Annotated in this window: 15 protein-coding genes and 2 pseudogenes; 10 read left to right on the forward strand and 7 right to left on the reverse strand. The window is 61.6% G+C overall.

Annotated elements, in window-relative coordinates; translation table 11 throughout:
* Nucleotides 1-26: 26 nt before the first annotated feature.
* Both JJB09_RS15520 and JJB09_RS15525 read right to left on the reverse strand, forming a co-directional pair.
* Nucleotides 27-389 carry a 2Fe-2S iron-sulfur cluster-binding protein gene (locus JJB09_RS15520; protein WP_201659922.1) on the reverse strand — a complete coding sequence of 121 codons (363 nt, stop codon included), beginning with the start codon at nt 387-389 and terminating at the stop codon, nt 27-29.
* Complete coding sequence (locus JJB09_RS15525; protein ID WP_201659925.1) at nt 382-1671, reverse strand: NAD(P)/FAD-dependent oxidoreductase; 1290 nt, start codon at nt 1669-1671, stop codon at nt 382-384. Before JJB09_RS15525 ends, JJB09_RS15520 begins: the two co-directional genes overlap by 8 nt.
* A gap of 181 nt (nt 1672-1852) precedes the next feature.
* Between JJB09_RS15525 and JJB09_RS15530 the strand changes: the two genes are divergently transcribed.
* The 3 genes from JJB09_RS15530 to JJB09_RS15540 all read left to right on the forward strand — a co-directional run bounded on the left by JJB09_RS15530 (nt 1853) and on the right by JJB09_RS15540 (nt 4949).
* Nucleotides 1853-2995, forward strand: coding sequence for an MFS transporter (locus JJB09_RS15530; RefSeq protein WP_201659928.1), 1143 nt, complete (start codon nt 1853-1855; stop codon nt 2993-2995).
* 56 nt (nt 2996-3051) lie between these two features.
* Complete coding sequence (locus JJB09_RS15535) at nt 3052-3663, forward strand: helix-turn-helix domain-containing protein (RefSeq protein WP_201659931.1); 612 nt, start codon at nt 3052-3054, stop codon at nt 3661-3663.
* Between the two features lie 86 nt (nt 3664-3749).
* Entirely contained in the window at nt 3750-4949 is a 1200-nt protein-coding gene (locus JJB09_RS15540; RefSeq protein WP_201659934.1) for a cytochrome P450, read from the forward strand.
* Nucleotides 4950-5034: 85 nt separating this feature from the next.
* On the opposite strand, the gene JJB09_RS15545 is transcribed toward JJB09_RS15540, so the two are convergent.
* The gene (locus JJB09_RS15545) at nt 5035-6486 is read right to left on the reverse strand and encodes an aminobutyraldehyde dehydrogenase (protein ID WP_201659936.1); all 1452 of its coding nucleotides are present in this window, start codon (nt 6484-6486) and stop codon (nt 5035-5037) included.
* A 130-nt stretch (nt 6487-6616) separates the two neighbouring features.
* Between JJB09_RS15545 and JJB09_RS15550 the strand changes: the two genes are divergently transcribed.
* Genes JJB09_RS15550 through JJB09_RS15570 form a run of 5 tightly spaced genes read left to right on the forward strand, consistent with a single transcriptional unit; the run spans nt 6617 to nt 12914 of the window.
* Nucleotides 6617-7960 carry an aspartate aminotransferase family protein gene (locus JJB09_RS15550; protein ID WP_201659939.1) on the forward strand — a complete coding sequence of 448 codons (1344 nt, stop codon included), beginning with the start codon at nt 6617-6619 and terminating at the stop codon, nt 7958-7960.
* Nucleotides 7960-9699: a phytoene desaturase family protein gene (locus JJB09_RS15555; RefSeq protein ID WP_201659942.1), complete on the forward strand. Its 1740-nt coding sequence runs from the start codon at nt 7960-7962 to the stop codon at nt 9697-9699. Before JJB09_RS15550 ends, JJB09_RS15555 begins: the two co-directional genes overlap by 1 nt.
* Nucleotides 9696-11441, forward strand: a complete 1746-nt coding sequence (locus tag JJB09_RS15560) for a dihydroxy-acid dehydratase (protein WP_201659945.1) — start codon at nt 9696-9698, stop codon at nt 11439-11441. The genes JJB09_RS15555 and JJB09_RS15560 overlap by 4 nt, the downstream gene beginning before the upstream one ends.
* A 10-nt stretch (nt 11442-11451) precedes the next feature.
* Nucleotides 11452-12270: a fumarylacetoacetate hydrolase family protein gene (locus JJB09_RS15565; protein WP_201659947.1), complete on the forward strand. Its 819-nt coding sequence runs from the start codon at nt 11452-11454 to the stop codon at nt 12268-12270.
* Entirely contained in the window at nt 12270-12914 is a 645-nt protein-coding gene (locus tag JJB09_RS15570) for an alpha/beta hydrolase (RefSeq protein WP_201659950.1), read from the forward strand. The genes JJB09_RS15565 and JJB09_RS15570 overlap by 1 nt, the downstream gene beginning before the upstream one ends.
* A gap of 67 nt (nt 12915-12981) precedes the next feature.
* Here JJB09_RS15570 and JJB09_RS15575 read toward each other — a convergent pair.
* From JJB09_RS15575 to JJB09_RS15590, 4 genes and pseudogenes are all read right to left on the reverse strand, one after another.
* Nucleotides 12982-13362 (reverse strand): annotated as a pseudogene (locus JJB09_RS15575) (IS110 family transposase); the annotation flags it as partial.
* Nucleotides 13363-13477: 115 nt separating this feature from the next.
* A pseudogene (locus JJB09_RS15580) lies at nt 13478-13711 on the reverse strand (DDE-type integrase/transposase/recombinase); the annotation flags it as partial.
* Nucleotides 13712-13765: 54 nt separating this feature from the next.
* Nucleotides 13766-14764, reverse strand: coding sequence for an ABC transporter permease (locus JJB09_RS15585; RefSeq protein ID WP_201659952.1), 999 nt, complete (start codon nt 14762-14764; stop codon nt 13766-13768).
* A gap of 42 nt (nt 14765-14806) precedes the next feature.
* Nucleotides 14807-15550, reverse strand: a complete 744-nt coding sequence (locus JJB09_RS15590) for an ATP-binding cassette domain-containing protein (RefSeq protein WP_201660324.1) — start codon at nt 15548-15550, stop codon at nt 14807-14809.
* 142 nt (nt 15551-15692) lie between these two features.
* Between JJB09_RS15590 and JJB09_RS15595 the strand changes: the two genes are divergently transcribed.
* Nucleotides 15693-15923, forward strand: coding sequence for a DUF1062 domain-containing protein (locus tag JJB09_RS15595; RefSeq protein WP_201659955.1), 231 nt, complete (start codon nt 15693-15695; stop codon nt 15921-15923).
* A 138-nt stretch (nt 15924-16061) separates the two neighbouring features.
* On the forward strand, nt 16062-17042 hold the full coding sequence (locus JJB09_RS15600) for an NAD-dependent epimerase/dehydratase family protein (protein ID WP_201659957.1): 981 nt from the start codon (nt 16062-16064) through the stop codon (nt 17040-17042).
* The last annotated feature ends 28 nt before the right edge of the window (nt 17043-17070 follow it).

The raw sequence follows: 17070 nt of genomic DNA on the forward strand, positions 1-17070 counted from the left end.
TCGCCGCTGGAAGCGCGGCATCGTCGTCAACCACAAGGAGATGAAGCGGCTGGTGCGCGAGCATGATCTGCATGCTGCCGTTCGGGCGTGGTGACCCTCAGGCCATCGCAATCCTCCGAAACCGCGATCTGGCAGGAAAGGCGGGAGTTGGGGCGAATGCCTTCGGCGAACTCCAGCATCGACAATTCTATGTCCGCCAGCGCCGGAAGTCGGTCGAGGAACGCCGCATCGACGTAGACATGGCAAGTGGCGCAGGCGCAAGCGCCACCGCACTCGGCATCAATGCCGGGCACGGCATTCTTGACGGCAGTTTCCATAACGGACTCGCCAACGATTCCTTCAATGATGCGTTCCTCGCCGTCGTGGCTCGTGTAGATGATCTTAGGCAACGCACTGCTCCTCATTCCCGGCCTGCTCGGCGATTTGCTTCATGGACATCGAGGTGTCGGCAACAAGTTCCCGCGCGACCGTCGTTCCCGCCTCGATCCATCGCTTTGCGACGACAAATTCGGGCGGCGCGTTTACGGCATCGACCGCCAGCAGCCGGCCAGCCCCGAAGTAGAACGCGGCAAACTTCCGGTCAGCGGGGTTGCCGCGCAAGATGACTTCATCGTGCCCTTCCGAGAGTCCGGCGATCTGAAGCTTGAGATCATACTGATCGGACCAGAACCATGGGCATTCGTCCACCGGGCGAGGGCTCCCTAAAATGGCGGCCGCCGCCTGCTTGCCCTGCTCGATCGCGTTGTGAACGCTCTCCAGGCGCCCGCTGCGTGCATAGCGGACGATCGGACGGCGCGTGCAGTCGCCACAAGCGAAAATTTGGGGATCGCCGGTGCGCGCATTCTCATCGACTACGATGCCGCCGTCGAAATCGAGGCCGGCATCCGCAGCTAGTTGTCCGTTCGGCACGATGCCGATCCCTCCAATCACGATGTCGGCCGGTACCTCATCGCCATTCGCCATCCGCACAGCAGCAACACGGCTGTCCCTGCCGACGATTTCATGCAGTTGGGTGCGGGTACGGATCTCAACGCCATGTCGGCGGTGCTCCTGCGCGAAGAATTCGCTGATGAGTGGGCTGGTCACGCGGGCCAACGCCCGGTCCGCCTGCTCAATCACCAATACCTCCAGGCCCATCACACGCAACGCTGCTGCCGTCTCCAGACCGATGTAGCCGGCGCCGACGATGACGACCCTTGCAGATGGCACCAGAAACGGCTTCAGTCGGGCGACGTCGCATAAGCTGCGCAGGTTGAACACGCCGCGGAGTTCGCTACCCGGCACAGGCAGGGTACGGGGTCGTGCGCCCGTGGCGATGACGAGGCGCTCGAAGGAGATTTCAGAACCATCGTCCAATTCCACGATGCGACTCCGCCGATCGATCTTCACAGCCTTGCGCGCAAGATGGAGGTGGACATTGTTGGACGCGTACCAAGCCTCCGGCCTCAAGCGCAAGCGCTCGGCCGATATCGTGCCGAAAAGGACGGCCTTCGAGAGGGGCGGACGCTGATAGGGGGGCTCGGGTTCCTCTCCTATCATATGGATTTCGCCGGGAAATCCACCTTGGCGCAAGGAGAAGGTAACCTGTGCGCCGGCTTGGCCTGCGCCAAGGATCACGACTTTCGCCGCCGTCATCTGTTGCCCCACCGCTGGTTCGGCACGGAAATGCATGAAACGGTAGTCATCAAGATACGTCCTCCGATCATGTTGATCCTCCTCTCCGGAGGGCGGCCTCCGGTATGTTCGGTACGATTGACAGTGCGTTCGATATAACATACATTTCGGTCGTTTCAATAGCCTTATCCATCAAAGAATCCGAAACGGCTGGTAAACGAACAGGGAGGGAAGAGTTTTGCAAACCGATTCAATGGACCGGCAGGTCAATATTTCTGTAGGGGTCACGGGCCTCGTATTCGCCATCGGCATCTTGGGCGCGTGCAGTTTCATGCTGGCCCCATTCTATGTGGCCGGCCTCGTGGTCATCGAGCCATGGACGGCGTCGAGTGCCGGCTTCTCCGTCGCGATCGAGCTTTGGGGAGCCGCCTTGGGATCGCTCGCCATGGCGCGGGCGCGCCCGGCAGCTTTGACGGGGCTGGGGCTGCTTATGTTGTCTATCGCAAATGCGTTGGCTGGGTTCTTCCTGATCGATCACGGCGCGAGCGTACCGCTCATCTACGCGCTGCGTTTCGTTGCCGGCCTAGGCGGCGGCGCCTGCCTTGCCGCCGCCTATGTGGCGCTCGGCAGCACCCGTGACCCGGACCGTTACTTTGGGCTGCTGCTGGCCGTCGCCCTGGCCGTGTCGGGTGTTGCCTACTTCACCTTGCCATGGCTGCTGGAGCGGATCGGCATCGCCGGCATCTTCTTCGGTCTCGCCGCAATCGCCGTTCTGCTGATGGCCGCTTATTGGCGGGTAGCAGACAGCATCCATTTCGCGCGTTCGTCTTCCGGGGCGGGAAACCTCGCCGCTTCGAGCGAAATTCTCATCGCGATTGTGCTTCTGTATACGGCGCAGGGTGCTGTCTGGACTTTCGTCGAGCGCATCGCGGTGGTGTCCGGCATAGACCCGTCCGTCTTCGGATTGAGCCTTGCGGCCTCCAGTGCGACCGGCTTTCTCGGAGGCCTCGTTAATGCGATACAGGGCAAACGGGGTGGGCGCCGTATACCTGTAGCGATTGCCCTCATCGCCACTGTTGCCCTGCTCTACATGATGATCCTGCCGGTTAATGCGCTCTATTTCGCCATTGCCGTCTGCGGCCTCCAGTTCGCCTGGTGCTACGTGACGCCGTTCCTGATGGGCGGCCTTGCCGAAACGCTCGACGACATGAGGTCGCTCTCGGTCGGAGTTTTCACGCAGTTGGCGGGACTCGGCCTCGGTCCATTCGTGGCTGCGACACTTCTGGAAACCGGCAGCGACATCTCGATGGTACCCTGGGTCGCGATGGCAGCCACCTTGCTGGCGGTATTGGCCGCTGTTCGCGCGATGAAGCACCGTTGACGTGGCCGGCGAATCTCGTTCAACCTATTGCGTGAACAACGCAGAGAGTGAACGAGATGAGTCGCATTGCACAAGTGACGAACCCGCCCGCCCAGACGGGAGCCGATCAAGTTGCGCTGACCGTCGGAGAAAACCTGCGCCGCCTGCGCCGTGAGAGGCGGCTCTCGCTTTCCGAAGTCGCACGGATGTCCAACATCGCCAAGGCGACGTTGTCCAATCTGGAAGGCGGCAGCGGCAATCCCACCATCGTGACGCTGGCGGCGCTCGCCAGTGTCCTGGGCGTAATGCCAGGCGACCTTCTCGCCAGTCCCGAGCCCCGCGTCATGCGGGCCGCGGACGGGCTCTATGTCCATGGCCCTGCCACCAGGGGCCGGCTGGTCACGCGTCATCATAACTCATCGGTGGATCTGCACGAGGTGGTGTTTCTCGCCGATACGCCGTTCGATTCAGTCCAGCCGGAAAGCGATGCCATCGAGCAGATCTACGTCGTCGAAGGCGACCTGCGCATCGAAATCAAGACCGAGAGTTATGTGCTGGGCAGCGGCGACATGATCCAGTACCCGCTGCATGAGGGTGCCCGCATCACCGCACTCGGCAAGGACGCCAAGACGATCGTCATCATGGCCTACACACTGCGTGGCGCACGGGGCCAAACGCCCTTTTCCTAGGTAAATATAACGAACTATTTGTACGTTTTACTGTACAATATAGAGACTTCCGCTATGCTGGCTGTTGCCAACATGGGGAGGAGCATATGATGACCCAACTGAACAAGGAGCGGGAAAAACAGTTCCCGATCGGCGCATCGATCGATCTCGATTCGCTGGACCGCGATCCCAATCCAATCTATGCGCGGTTGCGCCGCAGCGAGCCGGTTACTTGGGCTGCCTGCCTGCAGTCATGGCTGCTCACACGATATCAGGACATCGCAACGGTGCTCCGCGACAGTGTCGCGTTCACAGTAGCGGATCCACAGTCCTTGCTTTCGGTGATCTTCGGACCGCAGATCCTGAGCGTCGATGGCGAGCAGCACGACAAGTACCGTCGGCCGCTGCACCAGTATTTCACGCCGACCTCCGTTCGTGCGACGATGACGGAAAGCATCAGGCAGCGCGCTGCCCAACTGCTCGGCCCGTCTTTGAACGACACAAAGATCGAACTTCGCTCGTGCTTCGCCTCGCGCTATCCGGTCCTCAACATCCTTGACTTCATCGGCCTTTCTGACACGCTCGAACCGTCGATGCGTCAATGGTACGACGACTTCGAGCGGGCGCTGTCGAATTTCGGCGGCGTCGCCGAAATCGAGGCGCGCGGCAAGACGAGCAGCGCCGACTTCATGGAGATGTTCAAGGACCGGCTTGCCCGACCGGACGCCGGCGGCTTCATCCGAGCGCTGAAAGGTGACGGCGGCACGGCCGCCGATGACGTGGCGAGAAATGCGCTGACGATCTTTTTCGGCGGCATTTCGACGGTCGAGGCGCTAATCCTCAACGCGACCTGGGTCTTGTGCGCCGACAAGAATCTGCAGGAGCGCCTGCGCTTGGACCCTACGCTCATCAAAGCGCTGCTCGAAGAAACTATGCGGTGGGCGTCTCCAGTTCAGTCGTCGATCCGGCTTGCGACCCGCGATTTCGAGATCGCCGGCATCCTCATCCGCAAGGGCGAGAGAGTGAGCTGCATGCTGGGCGCCGCCAATCGCGACCCGGCTCTGTGGCCGGACCCCGATACCTTCGACATCGACCGCCCCAATATAGGCCGTCATATTGGATTTTCCATGGGTCGGCACTTCTGCCTGGGATCGCATCTGGCGCGGCTGGAGGCCGAGATTGCTATCGCCGCATTGCTCGCAAAATTCGGACACATAGCGTTCGCCCCGAATGTTCCTTCGCCCATCACCGGCAGCGAATTCAGGCAGCCGCGTGCGCTGCACATAATCGGCTGCAGTCGGCACTGAGCGTCAAACCTACGCCGCGCGTATTTCCACAAGCAAAGGCGGCCGGGGCTTGAAGCACCGGCCGCTTGTCTCCGACAGCGCGACGTTACGCTGTCTCGTGCCGGACCATCACATGCTTGATGTGCGAATAGTCCTCCAGGCTGTACATTGACAGATCCTTACCGTAGCCAGAGCACTTGACGCCTCCATGCGGCATTTCCGGCGTGACCGCATCGTGACAGTTCACCCATACGGCTCCCGCTTGGATGTCGCGCGACAGCGCCATCGCGCGGCCGACATCCTGCGTCCACAACGATGCCCCCAAACCGAAGTCGGTGCCGTTGGCGAACGCGATCGCCTCTGCTTCAGTCCCGAACTTCTGCAAGGTCAGCACCGGACCGAAGACCTCGTGCTGGACGAGTTCGTGGTTCTGTTCGACGTCGGCAACGATCGTTGGCGCGAAGAAATAGCCTGATGGGTCACCGGGCAGGCCGCCGGTCAGCACATTGGCTTTGGTCGCGCGTGCTCGATCCATGAAGCCGCTGACACGCGCGAGCTGCTCCGCCGAGACGAGCGGGCCCATCTCGGTGTCGTCGGTGTCGGGATCGCCGACGCGGACTGCCTTGGCCATTTCGACAACCGCGTCTCGCAAACGATCATAGATCCCCGCAGCGGCGATGACACGCGTCGCCGCAGTACAGTCCTGACCAGAGTTATAGAAGGCACCCTTGCGCAGTCCTGCGACGACGGCGTCGAGATCGGCATCGTCCAGCACAACCACGGGCGCCTTGCCGCCGAGCTCGAGATGGACCCGCTTGAGGTTCGACGTGGCCTCACGGGCGATGATACGGCCGGTCGCGGTCGATCCGGTCAGGGACACCAGCCGGATATCGGGATGGCGCACGATAGCCGCTCCCGCTACCTCGTCACCGGTCACGACATTAAACACGCCTGGCGGCAATATCTCCGCGGCGAGTTCGGCCACCTTGAGTGTGGTCAATGGAGTCTGCTCGGCGGGCTTCAGGATCAGCACATTGCCGGTCGCCAGGGCGGGACCGAGTTTGTAGGCCAACATCACGATCGGATAGTTCCAGGGTGTGATCCCGGCGACGATGCCGAGTGGCTCGCGGCGGATGAAGGAGGTATGCCCCGGCAGGTATTCGCCGGCAGCCTTGCCTTCCATGCAGCGTGCGGCTCCGGCACAGAACCGGATCAGATCGATGGCAAAGCGGGTTTCCTGGTGGGCGTTTCGGCGCGGCTTGCCAACATTCAACGTCTCGATCGCCACGAGCGTCTCGATCTCTGCCTCCATGCTGTCCGCAAGCCGGTAGAGCAGCCGCGAACGCTCGGACGGCGTCGTCAGCGCCCAGGAGCGCTGAGCACGGCGCGCGGCTGCAACGGCCGCTTCGACATCAGCCGCCGTACCGCGCGGGATCTCGAAAATCGGCTCTGCCCTGGCTGGGTTGAACACTGCCAGCCTGTCGACGGCGTGGCCAGCGGTGAAAACGCCGCCGATGAAATGCTGCATGGGCAGCTTGCTTATCGCGTACGGGTCCATTGCTCCTCCAATTGGGTGAATCTATCAGAATGAACGAAATGTTCGGCATGAATATACGCCGGGCCCGCCATTGACACAATGAAAAAGTTCGGTATATTGAACGAACCGTTTGATATAAAGAGAGGTAGCGATGTTGAACACCGAATTGAAGTCGCGTGACCGTGTCTTCGACATGTCGGTCCGTCTCCTGGCGGACGCCGCACGCGTCATTCCCGGCGGCGTTACCAGCGCGGCCAGGGCTTCGACAAAACCGTCGCCGCTGATGGTCGAACGCGCCGAGGGTGCGTGGTTGTTCGATGCCGATGGTCAGGACTATATCGATTACGTCATGGGATTCGGGCCACTGTTGCTTGGACATACGCCGGCCGCCGTCATCGACGCCGTGACCGCGCAGTTGTCGCGTGGATTTTTGTACGGCGCCCCGCATCGGGCCGAAGCCGAATTCACGGCGCGATTGGTGGACTGCCTGCCGTGTGCGGAGGGGGTGATCCTGTCCAACACCGGCAGCGAAGCCGTGCACATGGCGTTGAGGCTGGCCCGCGCCTTCACCAACCGGGAGCTGATCGTCAAGTTCGAAGGCAACTATCATGGTTGGTTCGATCCGATGTGCTACGGCACGCCCGGCCAGCCGCCGATCAACCAGGCTTCGCCAGCTCTGCGCCCGCATTTGCCTGCCACGGCGGGGATCGCGCCGAGCAATCCCCACCTGTTGATCCTGCCGTTTAACGATCCGGAGGCGCTCGAAGCCGTCTTTGCTTTGCACGGCAGGTCGATCGCCGCCGTCATCATGGAAGGCGTGCCGCAAGCGGGGGCAATCCGCCCGCAAGCTGATTTTCTGGATGCTGTCCGGCGCCTCACTAGCGAGCACGGAGCGGTGTTCGTCATGGATGAGGTTGTTACGGGGTTTCGCATGGGTCTCGGCGGCGCCCATGGCCTCCTCGGCATCAAGCCTGACCTATGCGTGTTGGGCAAAGCGATCGGCGCCGGTTATCCGGTCTCGGCAGTCGTCGGACGCGCCGACATCCTTTCGCTCACTGCGAAAGGCCGTCTGCCCCATATGGGAACGTTCAACGGGCACGCGGTGAATCTGGCTGCAGGTTTGGCGGCGATCGATTGTTACAGTGAGGATGGCTTTTATGCACAGCTCAATGAGCGTAGCGAAAGGCTCGCGCTTGGAATTCAGGCGGCAATCGACGACGCCTGCCTGGCTCTAAAGGTCTGCCATTTCGGTGCGTTGATCAGCATCGTCGGTTTGCCCAAGGATCGAACGATCGAACGCTACTCCGATCTCCATGGCGCCGACGGCGCTTTGGTCTCCGAGTTTTCCGAGGCGCTGTTGCGACACGGCGTCCACACCCAGGCCCGCGGCACTCTCATGCCCGCAAGCGTTCACGATGACCGCCTGATGGACGAAACTCTTGCGCGCATCCAACAGGCATGTGCCTGGCTCAACACGCATTCCAGAGGCGCCTGATGTCGAGTTCAAGCAAAGTCATTGTCGTCGGCGCCGGGCACAACGGACTGGTGGCGGCAGCCTATCTGGCGAAAGCTGGCCTCGAGGTGACCGTTGTCGAGGCGCGGGACGTGGTCGGCGGCGCCGCGGTCACCGAGGAAATTATTCCGGGGTACAGGATGAGCGTGGCCTCTTTTGTGGTCGGCCTGCTCCGACCGGAAGTGATCGAGGACCTGCAGCTGTCACGGCACGGGCTCGAACTATACGCCTCCAACCAGGCGATCAGCTGCACGATCTTTGACGACGGTTCCAACTTCCTGATGTGGAAAGACCTTGATCGCACTTTGAAGGAGATCAGGGCGAAATATGGCAAGAACGATCTCGAAGGTTTCATGCAGTTCGGCATGGACATGCAGCGGCTAGGCGAGATCATCGGGCCGACGATCATGTCGCAGCCGCCGAGCCTATCGTCCTTCGTCAAATCATTCGAGGACGCCAGCCAGCAGGCCCTGTTCGAACGCTTCATAACCGGCAGCGTGCGTGATCTCGTTGAGCGCTATTTCACATCCAGGCAACTGCAGAGCCACTTCGTCTTCCCCGGTCTGGTCTCGATGTATGGCGGGCCAGCGACGCCGGGCACGGCCTACCTGCTGGCGCATCACTGCGTCGGCGAGTTCATGGGTCAGTTCGGCATGTGGGGATATGCCCGCGGCGGAATGGGATCCATCACCCGCGCCCTCGCCGACAGCGCGACAGCCGCTGGCGCGACGGTCCGCACCAACGCCGCCGTCCGGCGAATCGTGACCAGGCGTGGTGAAGCGACTGGCGTCGAGCTCGAAGGTGGCGAAATCGTCGCTGCGGACCTGGTTATCTCGAACGCCGATCCCCATCGCACATTCTTCGGTCTGGTCGGCGAGGAAAATCTTCCGCCGGTCCTGTCGAAATCCATACAGGACTACGACATGCGTGGGACGATGGCCCGCGTCTATCTCGCGGTCGACCGCCTGCCGGAGTTCATCGGCTTCGGCTCGTCGCAGCCAGGGCCGGAACATGAGGGCCATTTGTTCCTGGGGCCATCGATGGACCTTTTCGAGGATGGCTGGGATGCTCAACGGCGTGGCCGAATTCCCGAGCAGTTCGCACTGGAAGCACTGATCGACACGGTCCGAGACAACAGCTTCGCGCCGTCCGGCCATCACGTCATCACGCTTGGCGTGCAGCAGCTTCCTTTTGCCCTGCTTGGTAGCGACTGGGACAGCGAGAAGGAGCGGTTCACCAAGCGGGTCGTCGAAACCTTCCTGCACTACGCTCCGAATCTGCGCGGGCACATCCTGGCGGCGGAATGCCGTACCCCACTGGACTGGGAGCGCACCTACCGGCTGACGGGCGGCAACATCTATCAAGGCGCCATGTCCTTGTCTCGCCTCATGGGAGGCAGGCCTGGCGAGCTGCGCAAAGGCTATGCTGCGCCAATCGGGGGGCTCTATCTCTGCGGAGCGGGCACGCATCCCGGCGGCGGCGTCATGGGTGCCAGCGGGTTCAATGCCGCTATGGCGGTGCTTACCGATCTCGGAATGGACACTCCGCGCCCCTGGCTGCCGCGACAGGACGACGTGCGTCAACCGCAACAACGACGATCGCTGGCAGCGATGGCCTTCGACAATGAATATCTGAGGCCGCTGATGGCCAGCCTGGCGACGACGCCCTTGGCTCGTCCGATCGGCAAGCTGCTCACTCGTGGAAGGACAAAACGAACATGACTACGCGTCCTCGCAACCCCCGTAGCCGTCACTGGTTCGACGCACAGGACCTGCCCGGCTTCGTGCACAGATCCACCCTAACGCCGACGGGTTTGCATCGGCGCGATTTCGGCGGGCGGCCTGTCATCGGCATCGTCTCGACATGGTCAGACATCAATCCGTGCAACCTCAACCTTCGCTACCTGGCGAAGGAAGTGCGCCAAGGGGTGCAGGAAGGCGGTGGCATTGCCTTCGAACTTCCCGCTATGTCGCTCAGCGAAAACCTCATCAAGCCAACGTCCTTCCTGTTCCGTAATCTGCTGGCGATGGAGGCGGAAGAGATGATCCGCGGCTATCCGCTCGACGGAGTGGTGCTACTCGGCGGCTGCGACAAGACGATACCCGGTCTGCTGATGGGGGCTGCAAGCGCCAACGTGCCGACCATCGTCGTGACCAGCGGCCCGTCCATCCCGCGCGACACACCCCAAGGCGTGCAGGGAACCGGAACGACAGTCTGGCGGTTCGTCGACAACCTGCGTTCCGGCGCAGCCGGTTCGGATGACTTCGTTCGCTTTGAAGACGAGATCATGACTACGGCCGGCCATTGCAGCGAGATGGGAACCGCCTCTAGCGTTGCAGCGGTCTGCGAGGCGCTCGGGGTGGCGTTGCTGGGCAGTACGATGATCCCGGCTCCCGACGGTCGGCGCGCACAGGTCGCGCGTCAGGCCGGCAGGCGCATCGTTGAGGCTGCGGGTCAGAACGGCATGCGACCGAGCGATATCCTTACCAAGGCGGCGTTCGACAACGCCATTACGACGCTCTGCGCGCTTGGTGGGTCTACGAATGTCATTCTTCACCTGCTGGCCTTGGCAGGGCGCGTCGGCGTCGACCTTACCTTGGATCGTTTCGATGCGATCGCACGACAGACGCCTCTGATCGGCGATATACAGCCGTCCGGCGTGCATTTGACATCACGGCTCTATTCGGCGGGCGGCATTCCAACGGTATTGCGCCGGTTGGGAGACCTGATCGACCGTGGGTGTAACACGATTGAAGGCGTCGAACTCGGCGATTTGCTCGGTGGAGACCGAACTGAAGACACCGACGTAGTCCGCCCCCTCGACCGACCGATCAAACCGGGACCTGGCCTGGCGGTGCTGCGCGGCAGCCTCGCTCCTTGCGGTGCGGTATTGAAGGCAAGCGCGGCGGACGGCGCCTTGTTCAGCCACCGGGGACCAGCGTATGTGTTCGAGAGCGTGCAGGAAATTTCCGATCGGATCGACGATCCGGCCCTGGCTATCACGCCGAATACAGTTCTGGTCCTGCGGGGGGTAGGGCCTGTTGGTGCGATGATGCCAGAGTGGGGCATGTTGCCGATCCCAAAGTACCTGATGGAACAAGGTATCCGCGATATGGTGCGCGTATCCGACGCCCGTATGAGCGGCACAGCCTATGGCACGGCCGTCCTGCACGCGGCCCCGGAAGCGGCAATCGGTGGCCCACTCGCGTTGGTCGAGACTGGCGATATAATCGAGCTCAATGTCGACGAGCGCCGGCTTGACCTTCTGGTCGAGGAGGACGAGATGGCTAGACGCCGCGCCGCTTGGATGCCATCTTCACAGCGGTTCACGAGAGGATACCGCGCGCTCTACGGCCGCCATGTGCTGCAGGCGGATCGCGGATGCGACTTCGACTTCCTGGTCGGCCTGGACGATGACACCATGCCGGAAGGCCTGTTCCGTGGCTGGGTCGGCGGTTGGTAGGGAGGGACAGATGAAACTGGCAACGCTTCGGATCGGCGGCGGCACCCGTGCGGCGATACTTCGAGACCAGGCTTTTTATGCCCTGGACTGGCCTGATGTAGGCGGGGTCCTTGTATCAGGCGTTGCGCTTCTGGATTTGAAGCCCGGTCCATACGTCTGCTCTATCGCCGACGCTGACTACGCGCCGTTAGTTCTACGCCCGCCGAAAATTTTCTGCGTCGGCATCAACTACATTTCGCATCTGCAGGAACTTGCGATGGAACAGCCCTCCCATCCCACGCTTTTCTCCAAATTTCATACATCCCTGGCCGGGGCGAACGATGACATTGCCCTGTTCGGCATGTCGTCAGCCATCGACTGGGAAGCGGAACTTGTTGCGGTGATCGGAAAGTGGACGTCAAAGGCCGACCGTGACCAAGCGGCAACGGCGATTGCCGGGTTCTGCCTGGGTAACGACGTCAGCGCACGCGACCTTCAGACTCGCACCCCCCAATGGTTGGCCGGCAAGACCCTCGATGCCAGCACGCCGCTCGGTCCCTGGCTCGTGTCCACGGACGAGATCGGTGTGCGCCCCGATCTGGAACTGTCTTGCTCTGTGAACGGCACCATCATGCAACACGGGCGAACCGGCGACCTGCTTTTCGATGCGGCTGATCTCGTCGTCGACATTTCCGCCTTCTGCACATTGGAGCCGGGAGACATCATCTTTACCGGCACCCCAGGCGGTATCGGAGCGGCCCGTCAGCCGAAGCAGTTCCTCAAGTCCGGTGATATCCTCATGACGGAGATCGACGGACTCGGCCGCTGCGTCAATCGGTTGGTGGCATGATGAGTGAAACCGACAACCTTGTCAGAAACTATCCACATCTGGACGCGGCGACCGTCGGCAGGTTGGCGATGCTTACCGATGGCCCGCCCTTTGACCTGGCGTCCGTCCCGGTGGCAGTCGCCAGGGAACTGGCGTCAAGGTATCTGACGGAAATGGGGAACGGCTGGGCGCCGACCGAGACGTTGCGCGAAGTCCACCAGTTTCAAGCCGGATTGGAGGCACATGTTTTCCAGGCCCGGCAAACGCTTACCGACGCAGCCCCGCTGGTGATCTGGTTTCATGGCGGCGGGTGGGTTTTTGGTTCCGCCAGCCTTCATGCGCCGTGGGCGCGCGAAATCGCGAAGCTGGCTAACTGCCTGCTGGTGGACGTTGACTATCCGCTGGCGCCAGAGGCTTCGTGCGGCGAAATGCTCGAAGCGTGTGTAGCAAGCGTGCGGTGGTGTGCCGAGACAATCAGTTCGAGGTTCGGCTCGACCGGCCGACGGAAGATTCTGATCGGTGGCGAGAGCTCCGGAGCGCATCTCGCACTGCTGACCGGCGCAGCACTCGGCCCGTCCGAGGTCGATGGCATTGTTGCCGTCAATCCGATCACCGATCTTCGTGCTAATCGGGGGGTTGTTTCCGCGCTTCGGAACGCCAAGTAGGAGGCCGTCTATCTCATCAGGCCCGTTGAGAAGCAGCCCTGGCCCGAACGAGATCTCGCATAGCCTAGTGACCTTGGTCAGGAACCCCGACCGCTGTGAGCTCGCCGGCCCTCAATAGCCGGGCGAACGCAAGCGCGTCTCGACGGTTCGACTTCACCCGGTCGCCAGGCTTCTTCGGGATCAATGACGGGGCGACAACCATACAGTCATGGCCAAGCGACCGGATCAGCCGATGGAGGCCGTAACCGGTGGGGCTGGCCTCGTAGCAGAAATGCAGGCGATCAAACTTTGCTGTGATTCGCTGAATTATGCGGCACATGCCGGCATCCGATGCCTCGACCTCGCCGAAATAGCGGACCTCTCCGTCCCGGTCAGATTCGGCAATAGCAATCGCATTCTTCAGCTTGGCGACATCGATTCCGACAAAAGCTTCTCCATAATCTGCCACGGCTCGCCCTCCTGTGATGAGGATCGGCTCGGCCCGTCCGGGCAACCCTCGGAAGACCAGTGTAGGGCAGCCACCTCAGGCGCGAAGACGGACATACGGTCTTACGTGTTGTCCGAGGCGGCACGAAGAGATTACGGACCGCGGAGAAAGCTGAGAGGAACCGTTGAAGGCTTCCCGATGATCGAAATGCCTGCATCGCCCGCTCCCGTTTTCGCAGCGGCAGAGGCGAGTTCTCCGCTCGATTGTTTAATCCTTCGTGGGAACGGTGCTTGAGAGTCGGCATGATCTGGCGTTTTGCGGCGGCGTAAGATCGTAGCTTGTCGGTGATCATCCGCTTTGGCGCTAAGCCGGCGTTGGTGCATCTGTGGACCGACGCCGATCACCGCGCAAAAAAGTTGTCGGCCTACTCGCTCTGGCGGAAATTGCGGATCCGGTCGAAGAGCACGGCGAGAATGATCGCGCCGCCGATAAAGGTGCCTTGCCAGAAGGCGTTGATGCCGAGCAGGCCGAGGCTGTTGCGGATCACCTCGATCAGGGCGGCGCCGATGATGGCGCCGAAAGCGGTGCCCACACCGCCCGCCAAGTGGGCACCACCGATGACGGCCGCGGCGATCACCTGCAATTCCATCCCCGCGCCGATATTGGTCGTCACCGCGCCGAGCCAGCCTGTCTGGATGATGCCGGCGACCCCTGCCGAGAGCGCGGACATCATATAGACGAGAACCTTGATCTTGCGGACCGGCACCCCGGTCAAAGTGGCCGCGTGCTCATTGCCGCCGATCGCGAAGACGTAACGCCCGAAACGCGTCCACCGCAGCACGAAGCCGGTTATAAGGGCAAGCGCGATCATGTAGAGCACCGGATTGGCGATGCCGAAAAGCCATGCGCCGCCACCGAGCGAAAGCAGCTGGTCGTGATCCGGGCCGAACTGAAAGACGACTGTGTTGTTGGACGCGACCATCGCGAGGCTTCGTGCAATCGACAGCATGCCGAGTGTCACGACGAAGGGCGGAAAGCCAAGATAGGCGATCAATACACCGTTAAAGCCGCCGATCAGCAGGGCGCATCCGATGGAGGCGGCGATCCCGACTTCGATGCCGTAGCCGGCATGCATGACGACCGCCAGCACCATGCTGCAAAGACAGAGAACAGAGCCGACCGACAGGTCGATGCCGCCGGTGATGATCACCAGCGTCATTCCGAGCGCGATAATGGCGACGAAAGTGGTGTTGCGCGTGATGTTGTAGAGGTTCGCAGATGTTGCGAAGGAGCTCGTGGTCAGCGACAGGAATATGCAGGCGAGGATGACCGCGATCAGGACCCAGAATGTCTGGCTGGCGAGGATCGAAGAAATCCAGCTCTGCTGCTTCTGCTCGATTGTCTGGTCAAGGGTAATTGCCATCGTCGACCTTCGTTTCCTTGTAACATCGACGGGCGGTGTCGGTCACACCTGTTCGATGGCGCCAGTGATGAGACCGGTGACTTCCTCCGGCGAACTCGCCGCGATATCCTTGTCGGCGACCTTGCGGCCGCGCCGCATGACGATGACCCGATCGGCGACCGTGAAGACATCAGGCATGCGGTGGCTGATCAGCACGACGGCGATGCCGCCGTCGCGCAACTCGCGGATCAGGTTTAAAACTTCGGCGACCTGGCGCACCGAAATAGCGGCGGTCGGCTCATCCATCAGCACGATCTTGGCTTCGGACAGCATCGTGCGAGCGATTGCCACCGCCTGCCGCTGTCCGCCCGACATCTGCTTGACGAGATCGCGCGGCCGGGTCTCGGATTTCAGTTCCTTGAAGATCTCGCCGGCGCGTTTGTACATCTTCTTGTAGTCAAGGACGCTGAATGGCCCGATGCCGCGCCTGAGCTCGCGACCGAGGAAGACGTTTGCGGCGGCGGTCAGATTGTTGCAGAGCGCCAGATCCTGGTAGACGATCTCGATGCCGTGCTGGCGGGCTTCCACCGGCTTGTGCAGGACGATTTCCGCGCCATCCAGGCGCATGGTGCCGTGGCTCGGGCGAAAATTGCCGGCAATCATTTTGACAAGGGTTGATTTGCCGGCGCCATTGTCTCCCATCAGGCCGACCACCTGGCCCGCTTCGAGCGCAAGCGAAACGTCGCTGACCGCCTGGATGGCGCCGAAATGTTTTGAGATGTTGGTGAGTTCGAGAACCGCCACCAGCCTTCTAGCCTCCCAAAACCGAAAGGCTCTCTACCCAATCGAGCTGTAGTCGCTCCCGCGGGTTTCGCGCCTCCGCTTGCCGGTTTCCTTCGAGCCAAGCGATAGAGTTAATCTACTCAAAAGCAGTCGATACCGTCAATCATTGTCGGATGGCTGGGACGAATACGCGGTCACGCCGACCGAACTGGGGATTTTGCGCTCACGCCTGCAGATCCTCCATGACGATGAAATGCTGCGGATTAGTCCGGACCGCCCCGAGATGCTGCGTCGGCGGATCCAGAACGGCCTTGAGGTCGCTCTCGATTTGTCCGGAGAAACGGAGGTCGAGGTGATCCGGATGTCTGCGGTCGGCGGTGGAGGCCCGCCGAGCTGACCGGCACGTCCGCGGGGACTGAAATTCCAGTCCCCGCGGACAATACTGCCGCCGTTGGCAGTTACAAAATTGCATTTTGTAGTACAATTGCGATCGACGACCGAGCTGATGGTCATTTGCTGGGGCGGAGAGAGGGTTATGCTTATCCTTGTGACCGGTGCGACGGGCAAGGTCGGGCAGCACTTCATCGCTGGGCTGCTTGACGAGCCGCGTTTTGCGCAGGCGCGCGTGCGCGCGCTGTGCCACAACCGCGTGTGTGAGGAAACCGACCGTGTCGAGGTGATGCGCGGCTCGATCGCCGATCGCGATGTCGTTGCGGCGGCGCTGTCCGGCGTCACCCACGTCGTCCATCTCGCGACCTGCAAGGAAACGCCTGCAGACGTCATGGACGTGACGGTCAAGGGGCTCTTCTGGCTGCTGGAAGCATTTCGCCAGAGCCCCACCGCGCGGCAATTCATCTTGATTGGCGGCGATGCGGGCATTGGCCACTTCTTCTACCGCAATGAAAAGCCGCTGACCGAGGACGCGCCGCACCGCGCCTATCCGGGATGCTACGCGTTGTCGAAGGTGCTGGAAGAGGTGATGCTGGAGCAGTTCGGCATCCAGTACGACATCAACGCCTGCTGCCTGCGGGCGCCGTGGATCATGGCGAAGGACGATTTCAAGTACACGCTTTCATTCGGTGACGATGTCTTCGGCGGCCCCGAGTGGAAGACGATGGTTCCAGCCGAGGACGCGCGCCGCTATGCCAGCGACGGCACGATACCGCTTCTGCTCGATGCGGACGGACTGCCGCTGAAACGCAATTTCGTGCATGTCGAGGATCTCGTTGCCGCGATCCTGACGACTATCGACAACCCGCGCGCCAAAACCCAGCTCTTCAATATCTGCATGGACCGGCCCGTCGATTATGGCGAGGTCGCTGGCTATCTGGCCCGCACCCGCGGGGTCGGCTCGGTCGTCATTCCGAGCCGGTTCCATTCGAACTGGATGGACAATGCCAAGGCCAAATACCTGCTGGGCTGGCGGCCCCGATACGATCTGGAATTGCTAATCGACTCGGCATGGCAGTACGAGCGTTCGCAGGATGACCCTCGCATCGTCTGGTATCCGGGTTGATCATGTGGCGGGCACGCCGTGTCCGCCT

It is taken from the genome of Phytoamicus setariae, assembly GCF_016722925.1.
In the GTDB taxonomy this organism is placed as follows: domain Bacteria; phylum Pseudomonadota; class Alphaproteobacteria; order Rhizobiales; family Rhizobiaceae; genus Rhizobium_E; species Rhizobium_E setariae.